Source organism: Alkalihalobacterium alkalinitrilicum, from assembly GCF_002019605.1.
Taxonomy (GTDB): domain Bacteria; phylum Bacillota; class Bacilli; order Bacillales; family Bacillaceae_F; genus Alkalihalobacterium; species Alkalihalobacterium alkalinitrilicum.
In genome coordinates this window covers 333,757-347,258 of the sequence record NZ_KV917368.1, presented here as the reverse complement: position 1 = coordinate 347,258, position 13,502 = coordinate 333,757, and the positions used below count along the sequence as shown (strand labels likewise).

12 protein-coding genes are annotated in these 13,502 nt (G+C 36.3%); 7 read left to right on the top strand and 5 right to left on the bottom strand.

Annotation, left to right across the window (positions count from 1 at the left end; all coding sequences use genetic code 11):
• Positions 1 to 245 precede the first annotated feature (245 nt).
• The 4 genes from BK574_RS01715 to BK574_RS01705 are packed head-to-tail and all read right to left on the bottom strand — an operon-like array spanning position 246 to position 4,491.
• Positions 246 to 1,352: a GerAB/ArcD/ProY family transporter gene (locus BK574_RS01715; protein WP_158211488.1), complete on the bottom strand. Its 1,107-nt coding sequence runs from the start codon at positions 1,350 to 1,352 to the stop codon at positions 246 to 248.
• Positions 1,353 to 1,393: 41 nt separating this feature from the next.
• Entirely contained in the window at positions 1,394 to 1,606 is a 213-nt protein-coding gene (locus BK574_RS26810) for a hypothetical protein (protein ID WP_142247857.1), read from the bottom strand.
• A gap of 2 nt (positions 1,607 to 1,608) precedes the next feature.
• Positions 1,609 to 2,844 carry a Ger(x)C family spore germination protein gene (locus tag BK574_RS01710; RefSeq protein ID WP_078427225.1) on the bottom strand — a complete coding sequence of 412 codons (1,236 nt, stop codon included), beginning with the start codon at positions 2,842 to 2,844 and terminating at the stop codon, positions 1,609 to 1,611.
• Positions 2,845 to 2,904: 60 nt separating this feature from the next.
• The gene (locus BK574_RS01705; protein ID WP_078427224.1) at positions 2,905 to 4,491 is read right to left on the bottom strand and encodes a spore germination protein; all 1,587 of its coding nucleotides are present in this window, start codon (positions 4,489 to 4,491) and stop codon (positions 2,905 to 2,907) included.
• Between the two features lie 267 nt (positions 4,492 to 4,758).
• Here BK574_RS01705 and BK574_RS01700 point away from each other — a divergent pair, with 267 nt between their 5' ends.
• From BK574_RS01700 to BK574_RS01680, 5 genes are all read left to right on the top strand, one after another.
• Positions 4,759 to 4,971, top strand: coding sequence for a hypothetical protein (locus BK574_RS01700; protein ID WP_078427223.1), 213 nt, complete (start codon positions 4,759 to 4,761; stop codon positions 4,969 to 4,971).
• Positions 4,972 to 4,984: 13 nt separating this feature from the next.
• A complete protein-coding gene (locus BK574_RS01695; RefSeq protein WP_078427222.1) occupies positions 4,985 to 6,118 on the top strand; it encodes a GerAB/ArcD/ProY family transporter in 1,134 nt (377 codons plus the stop codon).
• 249 nt (positions 6,119 to 6,367) lie between these two features.
• Positions 6,368 to 7,489 (top strand): GerAB/ArcD/ProY family transporter, encoded by a 1,122-nt coding sequence (locus BK574_RS01690; RefSeq protein WP_078427221.1) that lies wholly within the window; start codon positions 6,368 to 6,370, stop codon positions 7,487 to 7,489.
• 1 nt (position 7,490) lies between these two features.
• Positions 7,491 to 8,720, top strand: a complete 1,230-nt coding sequence (locus tag BK574_RS01685; RefSeq protein ID WP_078427220.1) for a Ger(x)C family spore germination protein — start codon at positions 7,491 to 7,493, stop codon at positions 8,718 to 8,720.
• 22 nt (positions 8,721 to 8,742) lie between these two features.
• Positions 8,743 to 10,272 (top strand): spore germination protein, encoded by a 1,530-nt coding sequence (locus BK574_RS01680; protein WP_078427219.1) that lies wholly within the window; start codon positions 8,743 to 8,745, stop codon positions 10,270 to 10,272.
• A 95-nt stretch (positions 10,273 to 10,367) separates the two neighbouring features.
• Here the strand turns inward: BK574_RS01680 and BK574_RS01675 are convergent, their stop codons facing one another.
• Positions 10,368 to 11,009, bottom strand: coding sequence for a SurA N-terminal domain-containing protein (locus BK574_RS01675; RefSeq protein ID WP_158211487.1), 642 nt, complete (start codon positions 11,007 to 11,009; stop codon positions 10,368 to 10,370).
• A gap of 286 nt (positions 11,010 to 11,295) precedes the next feature.
• Here BK574_RS01675 and BK574_RS01670 point away from each other — a divergent pair, with 286 nt between their 5' ends.
• Complete coding sequence (locus tag BK574_RS01670; RefSeq protein WP_078427217.1) at positions 11,296 to 11,994, top strand: response regulator transcription factor; 699 nt, start codon at positions 11,296 to 11,298, stop codon at positions 11,992 to 11,994.
• Positions 11,995 to 12,017: 23 nt separating this feature from the next.
• Positions 12,018 to 13,475, top strand: a complete 1,458-nt coding sequence (locus tag BK574_RS01665; RefSeq protein ID WP_078427216.1) for a sensor histidine kinase — start codon at positions 12,018 to 12,020, stop codon at positions 13,473 to 13,475.
• The last annotated feature ends 27 nt before the right edge of the window (positions 13,476 to 13,502 follow it).

The window sequence follows — 13,502 nt, the reverse complement described above, 5'->3', positions numbered from 1 at the left end:
TTTGTCAATTTAATATCTGAAAATTGTAAATTTAACTAATTGAGATAATTAATTGACTACTGTTGGACAGACCAGCTAATCATGTAGCAATTGAGACAATAATTATAAAATATGCCTCATAAAAAAAACATTCGTAAGTTATTCCCCTGCGAATGCTACTTTTAATATTTAATGAGTTTTAACTAATTAATACAGGCTTTTTGCATTGAAAAAATTTATTATTAATCAATGTATCGTTCTAGAACCTAAGCCGATTGTTTCGATGTTTTTGCCCTCAGCCTGTCTACTAAAACTAATAGGATTGGTAAAACAATTCCAATTGTCAGCACATAAGGCGGCCAAGTCGCACCATCCCAGTCGTTCATAAAAATATAATTCGGATACACAATCACAGAAAAAACAATAACAAAAATGGCAAGCGGCCATGAAATCGTCCGGTATTCTTTCAATTCTAATATTTCTGCTAACCCCACAACACAGCCATAAAAGTAAATCGCCATTTTAAAAAATATAGAAAAAAACCACATTACTGCAATTATCACTTCTATTCGTTGAACAATGTCACCCACATTAATAATTTTTCCTAATGAGTAACTAGGGTAAGATAGATTGGCCGTTACTTTAGGGCCTAAAACAGAAATACATAGAAAAACAACAACGGTAATAATTAACCCGCCACTAATCATTCCTATTAAAAAGGCAAGTTGTGAGCCTTTGAGTGTGTTCATCTTATTTGGAAAAAAAATAAAAAAGACAATTGCAGGCATCGCTGAATAGCTCGCAAGATAGAAGCCTGCTTTTATTAGGCTTATCAAATCCGTTTGCAGTATCGGTTGAATTTTTTCGATGTTAATATCTGGCATCAAAAAAATACAAAAAATGGTAAATAACAACATAAACCATGGAAAAAAGATTTCAGCCGTCCTTGCAATGACTTCGATTCCTAATTGAACAGCGTAAATGACACAAATAAAGAAGATGATATGAATGACAATCATCGGTGTACTTGTTAATATGTTCGTTGTTAAAAAGTATCCGATGTAAGGTAAATTCGTTGTAGTACCTATAAAACAAAAGAAAACAAAAAGTAAGCCAATTGATTTCCCGATCCATTTGCCTAAAGTATTTTCCAAATAGCAAATGAACGACCTTTCGCCGAACAAACGACTCAAGTATATATATAGAATAACGATGATAACACAAAACAAAATCCCAATTAGTGAGGATATCCATGCATCTGAACCCGCTTGTTGCGCTTGTCCAGTCGGAATGACTAAAATAGAGGTTCCAATGGAAAAGAATGTAACTAGTACCGCAAACTGTCTTGCACTCATTTTGCCATTGTCTAACACAGCGATAAACCTCCTTTTTGCGATAGTTTTCTTATGTATTACTAGCTCAATAATGGTTGATAAATCAATGTTAGTAATTTTAGTGGATTCGGAATATCGGCATCTAAAACGAAGGCAATCGCCAGGGATACAGAAAAAAGTAGTAAAATTGAAAAAGACCATGCTTCTTTCTTCATTTTTCTCTTTAATAGCCTTGTAACTTCTATATATGCCAATATGGATGCAAATAATAAAATGAGAAAACTAGTTGCCATTGTTATTCTTCACCTTCTTCAATTCGCCACTTCTCATAGGGGAATGGATTTTGAAGTACTCCTAATCCTTTAATCTTAATATCAACCTGCATGTTTACTTCCAACTTTGCAAACTCCTCATCCCAGTTATCCTTAACCGTCTCCCAATAGCTAAGGTTGTTTCGTTTTAGAGCTTCACCGAATCCAAAAATATCGCTGGTTAATTCTGTTTGAGTTCGCTGAAGAGCTTGTTTCATATAATTTTCAATTACACGGTTAACCTCGTCTTCTATTGAGTAAAGTTGCTCAATATCTTGCAGATCGATTTCGCATTCAACATCAGCGATATTTGCTTCACCATTCACCTCTACATGAATAGCTGATTTCCCATTGTTAACACTAGCTTTTATTGCCGATTCACTTCGAAGGATCTCAACAGATAAATGTTCAGCTTCTTTTTGACAGACGTCAGATATTCGTACGATTGTATTTTGTACTGTACCATTAATAAAGTTATACCCTTTACTTTCATCTTCAGTCAGCCAACCAATTAAGCGATCTTCTTTAAACACACCAAGGCTTTTATATTGAAGTACATTGAACTGGGACATCCGTTGTGCATTTATCGGTAATTGCCTTTGCTCCATGTTTCGTCCTTCAACGGAAATTCCAGATAAAACAGGGGATTTCCCTTGGTTCATAATGTCACTTACTAAGTCATTGAGAAAAACATTTTCGGTTGCTGCCCAATTGGCTGCAGATGATTCTAGTGCATTAAACATTTTGTTGGCTGGAATTTTTTCAAGAGAAGTATACGTTGTTAAAATGTCTCGAGCTTGCATATCCTTAGCAACTACAAGATAAAAGTCAATACGCATTTCATGATCTCTTACTAAGAAATCGATAGCTGGATAAAGGCCCTCTCGAGCAAACTCCTCACCAAATACAATCATTCGCAGATGTGAAAGGTAGATTTTCCGAGGAACTTCTTTCGTTAGTTTTCTTAACGTTTCAAAAAAACCTTTTCCTTCAGCGGTATACGTCGTAACCGTTGAGTCAAATGGACTAATACCAACATTACCACCTGTTGCGACTTGGCCAGGGTTAATGACTTGTACTGACAAAATTAATCCATCAGCTGATTGATCCACACCGATCGCAGTTGCAATTCCGAGATCGTTTAGTTCTCTTTGATCCCAACAACCCGACGAATAAAGAACAATTAATATGAAAATAGCTACTTTAAAAGGTCGTTTCATCAACTTCCCCCACTTACCACTCCTATATTAGGTTTCACAGGTGAACTAGTTTACGTTAGATTACGCTTTAGGCTGCATTCTCGACATAGTTTTTTCCCGAACATTATTTTGCTGACTTATTAGGCGTGGTCTTGTTAACAGCGCCCATTTCGGAAGTCGGAAAATAGCGTCTTTTTGATCTTCTTTAACAAAAGGGGCCATTGGTGCAGTGTATGGAACGCCAAAGGATCTGAGACTACATAGATGAAGAACAAATAAAATAATACATACGATAATACCGAACAATCCAAAAGCCGCTGCTCCTATCATAATAATAAAACGAATCATTCGTACCGATATCGCCATATTTATCGCTGGGAGGACAAAATTTGAAATAGCTGTTATCGCAACAACGATAACCATCGCTGAAGATACGAACCCCGCTTCGACCGCAGCCGTTCCTAATACGAGGGCCCCAACAATAGACATCGCTTGTCCTACGGCTCTTGGCATCCGAATTCCAGCTTCTCGAAGTATTTCAAACGTGACTTCCATCAACAATGCTTCAATAAAAGCCGGGAAAGGAACACCTTCTCGTTGTGCTGCAATACTTATCAATAGTGGCGTTGGTACCATTTCTTGATGAAATGTAAGGATCGCAATATAAATAGACGGTCCAAGTAAAGCGATAAAAAATGCCACATATCGAATGACTCGAATGAGCGTTGCGATATCAGCTCGTTGGTAATAATCTTCTGCTGACTGGAAGAAATCCGTTATGAGTGCTGGAACTAGTAATACAAATGGACTTCCATCAACGATGATGGCAACCCTACCTTCAAGGATTCCTGCAGAAATCGTATCAGGTCGCTCAGAATTATTAATTGTTGGAAACGGGGTTAACGTTTGGTCCTCAATTAATTCTTCAATATTGCCTGATTCTAAAATGCTATCAATATTAATACGTTCAATTCGTTCATGAACTTCGTCAACGATTTTGTCATTTACAATTCCTTTAATATATGCGATTCCCACTTTTGTCTTTGTAACCCTTCCTACAACAACACTATCAATCCATAAATCAGGTGATTTAATCCTTCTACGAATAAGTGATGTATTTGTACGGAAATCTTCTGTAAATCCATCTCTCGGTCCTTTGACAACAGTTTGAGATTGTGGTTCTTCAACCGACCTCTTTTCCCAGCCTTCAACTCCTATTGAAATCGCGGTATTTATTCCATCCATCAGCAACAAAGCATTTCCAGTTAACAATTGGTGAAATAACGTATCCATTTCAATAACTTCTGAAGCTTCACTAATCTCTAATACATTATGAATAAGCGGCTCAGTAATTTCAGGATAAAGCTGTAATACTCGTTGTATTGAAGAACTATCACCTTCGTGTAATAACGCCTCGACTACTTTATGAACGGCAGCATCTTCAACAATACCATCGATGAAGAAAATGACAGCTTTAAACCTTTCCTTACCACCTAAATTAATTTTTCGTATCACTAAATCATCGCTATTGCCAAGCTCAGTAGAAATTCGTTCTATATTTTTTTTTAGGTCACTTGAAAGTGGTTCTTCTTTGTTCGTGTTACTATTCTCTATTGGTTTTGAACGGTACTTTCTAAGCAGGTTACCTTTAAATTTAATATAATTCATTTCAACTATCCCTCATAACTTGAAAGACTTTATACTCTCATTTCCATTCTTTTACTGTTCCTTGCTTCCGCAATCATTATTCATAATAAAAATGGTGCTAGGAACCTTGTTCGTCATTTGAAAATCTTTTTTACCTTTTTACCTTTTTGAATTATTTAGGATTTAACTAAATAATTTAATAAGCAGAATCCCAGCTCATAATTTAAGTAATTTTGAGATAAACTAAGAAAAATTTGTAAACAAAACCATTAAAGTTAGGTGATTGTAATGAATGAATTCTTGGATAGCATTTTAGGTTTTTTGCCACAACGAGCTGTATTTTGGACGGCTTTAGGGTCTGCACTCATTGTCTTATTATTTCAATATGTTACAAAAAAACTTGAAGAAATTGTTAAATTACCATATATGGAGGAAGAGAACCAAAAGAAACGAAAAATGATGCTGGGGCAATCAAGCAAAGACCAACAATCGAAGTCTTGAAGGAGTATTTTAAATGGACAGAAAGAAAAATTATCAAATTAGTCCAATAGAAATGGGGATTTCATTAGTATCGTTAATTTTAGGTATTGGAATTTTGACAGTACCTAGAGGATTAGCAAATGCAGTAGGTACGACAGATGGATGGATTTCCATTTTAATAGCAGGCATTATTACGATGTTCGCCATTTACTTATATACTCGCTTACAACAAAACTATCCTCAAAAAACGTACCTTCAATATATAGCCGAAGGTAAAGTTGGAAAATGGGGAGCAAAACTGATCGGCCTCATATTTATTTTTTACTTTCTTACATTGGTTAGTTTGCAATCGAGACTTTTAGCAATGGCTGTAAAGATGTACTTAATTGACCAAACTCCTTCTGAAGTGGTGGTTGCCATAATACTTCTCGTCATTACTTATGCTGCCTCAAAAGGTGTGCAAGGGATTGTCCATATTCATTTAATGTTTACGCCCTTTATTTTTTTCGCTTTATTTTCAGTGATTATTTTTAATTTAGGTGAAGCAGACTTTGGTCGACTCTCCCCAGTCATGAGTGAAGGAATTGGACCTATAATAGAGGGCGTGTTAGCACCGATGTTTTCGTTTGCCGGAATTATCCTACTATTTTTTTTTATGTCCCATATGGAAGTCTCTACTTATCGTCCGCTTTCACTAAATTTATATATGCTCATCATCATCTTAACCTTTACTTTTCTAACTATAACGACTTACGCCATATTTGGATTAGAGATGACGAAGGTTATTACATTTCCATCAATAGAACTAGCAAAAGAAATTGAATTAATCGGTGCCTTTATTGAACGCTTAGAGTCACTCTTTTTAACGGTATATATTATGGCTATTTTTACAACCATGGCGAACATTCTTTTAATCATTCACAAAGTCGTTTATGAACAATTTATTGGTACACAAAAGCACAGATCGAGCATTCCTGCTATTATTCTTTTTGTTATTTTTCTCGCTGCTTTCATTCCCGATTCAATCACAGAGTTAGAATCACTAGGCAATTTTTTAGCTATTTTCGGTGTTGGATTATTAATTTTTTTATTCATAATAGGGTTTTTAACCGTTTGGTTGCGGAATAAACGAAATAATTCTTCTGTTGAGAAAAGCAGTCAAATGTAATCGTAAGGATAAAATGAAACTTCCATCGTTGAGGGTTTTTTATCTTCCCCCACTGATGGTTTGTTGAGGCCCACACGATGTGGGTCACAACACGTTGCCACAGGACCTGGCGCATTTAGTCTGTGTTCATTAAGCTTTTACTGGCAGTTTATCCCCCACTTATCCTTCTTTGATGCCACTAAGTCTTGAGGTGGTGGTATTACTGCCAGTTGTTGCTGGGAAAATGTTTTAGTATTGGAGGGGCAAACGATGGGTACCGAAGATAATTATCAAATTGCCCCATTAGAGATGGCAATCGTCTTAATGTCAGTCATCATTGGTGTCGGAATTTTAACGATTCCTAGAGGCCTAACAGCAGCAATAGATTCACCTGATGGATGGATTTCTATCGCGATATCAGGAATAATTTTTATGATCCTAATATATCTTTACGTTCGCTTACAACAACAATACCCAGGACAGTCATTTTTTAGTTATTTGGAACAGGGAAAGTTAGGGAAATGGATGGCTAACCTTATGTTGATATCTTTTATCGTTTATTTCATTTCGCTATTAGCCTTTGAAGCCCGTGTATTGGCATTCGTAGTCAAAATGTATTTACTCGATCGAACACCATCAGAAGTTTTAGCTGCAATCATCCTTTTAACGACCACCTATGCCGTAACTAAAGGGGTTCAAGGAGTTGTCCATCTGAGTCTCATGTTTCTCCCAATCACTATATTTTTAGTTGTTATTCTGTTAATTGCAAATCTACCTAATATAGAAATTGAGCGAATGCTACCCGTTATGGGTGATGGAGTTATGCCCGTTATACAGGGTGTTTCTGAAATATCGTTATCTTTTTTAGGAATTGAGATTTTAATATTTTGGATGATGTATATGAAAAAACCAGATCTTCGAGCATTTCCTTTAAATATTGCCATTGGATTTATTACGCTCATATATATAGCCACATTTATTATTGTCGTTTCGCTTTTAGGTGTTGAAGGTACACAAACAATTACTTTTCCAACCGTTGAATCCGTAAAAGAAATTGAAGTTCCTGGCGCTTTTTTTGAAAGATTAGAGTCGTTAATGATCACGATATGGCTTATGACAATATTTAATACGATGGCCATTGCAGAATTAATTACACTTCAAATCGTTACAAGTACATTTCGATTAACCAACAAAGGTTTAGTTCTAGCCATTATTACTTTTATTACTTTTATTATTGCTTTTATTCCAGTTTCAATAGCCGAGTTGTTTACATTTGCAGATTGGATCGGATGGCTAGGAGTAAGTTTATTTTGTACAAGTATCATGGTTGGTTATCTTACCGTGTGGTTTAGAAAGCAGAAAAGAAACAGTCAGATGCCGAGGGGGATGTAGGATGAAAAAAAATATTTATCTCACTCTTTTCATTGTATGTTGTACTCCATTACTAGTGAGTTGCTGGGATCTTACGGAAATTGAAGAAATAGGTTTCCTTATGGCTGTTGGCCTTGATCCCGTTGAAAATGAAGAAGAACAAATAAGACAATATGAACGAGAAACGGGTGAGCGCATTAGTCGTAAACCTGAGCATGATCAATTATTTAACGTCACGTTTAATGTCGCTATCCCAAGTAAAATCGAAGCCCAAGAAGGAGGCAGATCTGGACGCTCTTTTTTTACAATAACGACTACGGGATTTACTAACTTTAAGGCGGTTCGTCAAATTGCAACTAGACGAAGTCGGCGCTTAAACTTTGAACATCTTAAAGCAATTGTCATTAATGAAAAATTAGTAAGAGGGAACCCCATGCTCGAACATCTTGCCGACTTTTACATTCGTGACCATGAAATGCGTAGAAGATCCTATCTCTATATCACGGAGGGAGATACGAACAAAGTACTAGGTAATAAATTACCTTTAGAAGAGTTAATTGCTACATCTATTGTCGACATTACGGAAAATCACGAAGCTGCTCTCCCAATGATTGCACCAAAGACCATTGGTGAAATTTCGACGGATATTACTGGTGGTCATAGTTTTTTAATACCACGGATCGTTTCTCCACCAAATGGTGACTTAAAAATTAGTGGAGCAGCTGTATTTCTTGGGAGAGAAAACACCATGCTTGGTTGGCTCGGTGAAGAAGATGTTAAAGGATATAACTGGGTCGTAGGGGAAGCTAATAACGGAGTGATTGAAGTCGAATATAAAGAAAGCGAAGCTGAGTTTTTTATATATGAAGTCATAACGATGGCAACAACAATCGATTATCGACGAGAAAATAATCAAAATATTTTTGATGTAGAAATACGAGCAGAAGGAGCATTCGGGGAAAGTTGGTTGCATGGTGTTGAAATAAGTGATGAAGAAACCCTTCGAGAACTTGAAGGACATGTAGAAAAAGCTATCCAAAGACAAGTGGATAGAATTATAGATAAGATGCAAAACGAATTTCACACTGATGTTTTCGGATTTCATAATTTAGTACGGCAACAACAATACGATTATTGGAAAACGGTTGATGATGCCTGGGATGGTGAAGGTGGCGCTTTCGAAGACGCCGAAGTGAACGTGAATGCGCTCGTTAAAATTCGTCATTACATGTTAAACGAAAAATTGGAATAAAACCGTACAGGAGGTGAAGTAAATGTATAAAAAGTTATTAAAGAAATTAAATGCTGATAAAGTTCGTAAAAGCAATAATGTCGAACTCGAAGTCTCGCCTGTATTAGACGACATGATCACTTCAATCAAAAATATTGTTGGGGAGAGTGATGATGTCGTTCAACGTGATTTTCTCATCGGTAGAAAAATTAAAGCATCATTATTTTACATCGATGGATTAGCCGATGAAAACGGAATTGAATCCAAGGTTATAAAGCCCCTTATTTATTTTTCTAATGACGGTGTAGAAAATTTAGAGGGCGATGCCTTCCTTGACTTTTTGGAACAACAAGTAACAAACTTTATCGAACTATCAGTAGAAACAACATATGATGACGCGATCCTTCCGCTCATGTCTGGGGAAACATTACTGGTTATTGATGGGATTCCGAAGTTCATTTTATTTGAAACCCGTCAATTTAATCAACGATCCATCGAGGAGCCGGAAAGTGAAATTGTCGTTCGCGGACCCCGAGATGGGTTTAATGAAGTATTACATACGAATGTCATGTTACTACGTAGAAGAATTAGGGACCCGAATTTAACCGTACAATTTGGTCATTTAGGAAGAAGATCTAAACGTGATTTCGCACTTGTATACCTTAAAGGGGTTACAAATGAAGAGCTTGTTGAAGAAATGCGCTATAGAATTGCTTGTATAGATATAGATGATGTCGCTGAAACTGGGGACCTTGAACAATTTGTTGAGGATAACGTTTTATCCCCCTTCCCCCAACTCCTTCGAACGGAACGACCAGATAAAACGAGTGCTCAGCTGTTAAATGGCAAAGTGGTTGTGATTATTGATGGAACACCATTTGTCATGATTGCTCCTCTTACATTTGAAGAGTATTTTAAATCCCCAGAGGACAATTATGACCGCTGGCAAATCGGAACGTTCGTTCGAATCCTCCGCTATGTTGGAGCATTTATTGCCATGTTCCTCCCTGCACTTTATATAGCGATGGTATCGTATCACCAAGGTATGATACCAACTACATTAGCGCTGTCCATAGCGGGTTCGCGTGAAGGTGTACCCTTCCCCGCTTTTATTGAAGCGTTGTTAATGGAGTTTACGATTGAATTATTACGCGAAGCAGGGGTTCGGTTACCACGTCCCGTCGGCCAAACGATTGGTATCGTTGGTGGCCTCGTCATTGGTGATGCCGCCGTTCGTGCTGGGATTGTCAGTCCGATCATGGTCATTGTCGTAGCCTTGACCGCGATCGCTTCTTTCGCGCTACCAGCCTATAACATCAGTATTACATTCCGAATGTTACGGTTTGGCGTAATGATTGCAGCTGCACTCTTTGGACTCTTTGGAATTGTAATATCTTACATTTTAATTAACATTCACCTTGTAGGCCTGCGTAGCTTTGGTAGCTATTACACGTCACCATTTGCACCATACGAATTTTCCAACTGGTTAGATTTAGTGTTAAGGGCACCAATATCGTTACAAAAAACTAGAAAAGCAGAACCAAGTAAATTAGATACAAAGAGACAGGTATAAGACAAAATGGCAAACTGTCAACAAAAAAAGAAACCCCATTTTGTTAACGAAATGAAAAAGACACTAAACCAATAGTGTCTTTTTCATTTCATTCTTTATAGGAAAATTTGAATATCGCTTTCTTCCTTTAATTGATTTATTAACTTATTGAACTCCTCTCCCCGTTTTCGCTGTGTTAATTCGCTTTCAATCAAAGGTTTTACCTCTTCTACATTGATGTCTTCTTCTGTGAAATTATTATATTCCATAACCAAATCCTCTACTTCTTCTGCTGTTACTTCGATGTTTTGCAAATGACTTTCTATATAAAGATCAATCTTAATCATTTGTTTTAGATCTTCCACCGTCATATCGTTTGCTTTTAATTCTTGAAGAAACTCTGCCTCATCTTCGTATTGTAATTTGATTTCATTGATTTGTTCTTCGATATGCTCATCATTCATTCCATCTCGCTCAGCAGCTTGTAATATTAGCACCTGATTTATTAAATCTTCTACTATTTGCTCCTCAATTTGTTGGAGAAGATGTACATCATCCGTATCTAACCCCTGTTCTTCATACATCCTTTTTGTTTGTTCAACTAGGTGATCCAACTCACGGTTATAAATTTTCTCTTCATTTATAATGGCAATAACCTCTACTTCATCTTTTTCCATAGAGTCTTCATTATCATCAGCACAACCAGCAAGTCCAATCAAAAATACCCCTATTATTAATATGTAAAAAATACGGTACACCTTATCATCACCTCTGGATTCATTTTTTCCAATAAAAAGGATTTTAAAGGGTATTGACCGTCATGTAAAGCTTGGTTTACTGACTCGTTCCTTATTAACTCTAAAAAATTAGCGTTAAATAAACTATTCAAGCCTGTTTTGTAAAATTATGTACTGTTGTTACTTTATGATCCATTGTAAACATAGAATGTATATAATAAGGTGATTTCTTTTGTTAGAACAAATTTACAAATTATGGTATTTTAGAAGTAAGAATTTTTTTGATTTTAAAATAGGAGGTTACGTTTTGAGTCAACTTACCGTACTTGTTGCTGATGATGATCCAAATGTATGTGAAATCATTCGATTATTTTTTACAGAAAATAACTATCGTGTAATTGAAGCGAATTGCGGCCGTGAAGCCCTTTCTTTATATGAATCCACTAACCCTGATGTTATTTTATTAGATATTATGATGCCTGATATAGATGGCTATGAAGTGTGTCGGCAGATTCGAAGTAAAACCGACGTCCCTATCATTATGTTATCAGCAAAAGGTGAAGAAATTGATCGTATCCTCGGACTCGAAATTGGTGCAGATGATTATGTCACTAAGCCGTTTAGTCCAAGAGAAATTATTGCTAGAATTAAAGCCATCTTTAGGAGGTTACCAGATAAAAATTCAAATGAAGTGACAAGTGATCAACAAATTTATCAATTTGTCAATTTCTCAATCCATGTGAAAAGTAGACAAGTCTTAGTTAAAGAAGAAAAACTATTTCTTCGGCCAAAGGAGTTTGATTTATTGCTCTATCTTGTTCAAAATATCAATACGGTACTCACTCGAGATCAATTGTTAGAGCGTGTTTGGGGAATTGACTTCGGCGGTGATATTAGAACCGTTGATGTTCATATTAAACGGATCCGTACAGAATTTGCGAAACACGAAATTCATTGTATTCATACCGTTTGGGGAGTCGGGTATCAGTTCCAAAATAAAAACTAACAACGGGAGGCGTAATAATTTGTATGCAGTGGCTTAACCGCAGTTTATTTCGTCGATTACTTATAAGCTTTCTGACGGTGTTCCTGTTGGGATTTTGTATTATCGGAATCGTCATTTCGATGTCCACAAAGGAATACATTACAAATCAGAAGAAACAAGAAATGCTCACACAAGCTAGAAATATAAATGGAGCAATCCTCCATAGCGATAAAATAACTCGAGACATTATAGAGACAATCGAAAAACTAGGTCAATTTTCACAATCTACTATTTGGCTAGTTGATAAAAAAGGAGAAATTGTCGCAACTTCTTCCCAACAAGATTTGTTTGTTGGAGAATTAATTAACACTAGTATTATGCAAGATATCCTCGAAGGCAGGTATAGTATTCAGGTCATGGAAATTGAGGAAGAAGAACGAACGATGCTTTCTGTGATTGTCCCTTGGGGAACTAACGAACAAATTTATGGAGGTATTATTCTCCATTCCCCTATTGCTGGATTGAAAACAACAGTAACTAACATTAGAGAAATAGTACTTTGGGCCATTATTAGTGTGCTATTAATTGTAGGGCTTTTAGTCTCCTACTTATCTTGGTCCATCTCGAAACCGTTAAAACGTGTTGAAGAAGCGGCTAACGAAATAGCTTTAGGAAATTACAACAAACGTGTCAATCACGATATTCCCGATGAAATCGGTCAGCTTGTCATTTCGTTTAATCGCATGGCTGATAAGTTAAATGAAATCGAAAAAGAACGAGATTCACTTGAACAAAGAAGAAAAGACTTTATCGCCAATATTTCACATGAATTACGAACTCCGTTAACAGGAATTCAAGGCTTTTTAGAAGCTCTACAGGACGGTTTAATAAAAGATGAAGACTCTAAACAAAAATATTATCAAATCATGCACCGTGAAACGGAATATCTCAACCATTTAGTTAGTGACTTAATGGAATTAATTAAGTTTGAAAAAAACGAGGTAACTTTAGATCTTTACTATGTTCAGCTCGATGAAGTGATTAAGAAAGTCTGCCTTCATCTTGAACCTTCAGCAACTGAAAACGGAAATCAAATTTCAATTCATGTTCAAGAAAACATACCACCCATTTTAGGTGACTCCATTAGGCTCGAACAAATATTTAAAAACCTATTACACAATGCGAATAAATTTACAGATAACGGGACAATTACGGCTTCCATCACTAATAAAGACGGTCACATTATTGTACAAATAACGGACACAGGAATCGGTATTCCTTCTTATGATTTAAAACGAATTTGGGATCGATTTTTTAAAGTCGATCGTGCTAGAAATAAAAAAGGACGTGGAACAGGGTTAGGCTTGTCCATCGTAAAGGAGCTCGTTAAATTGCATCACGGTGAGATCACTGTAGAAAGTACACTTGGAGAAGGGACAACATTTACAGTCATTTTTCCAATAAACGAACATCTAGAAAACGACTACAAACCTACAATGTAAACATATTGTAATCTCATTTCATAGATT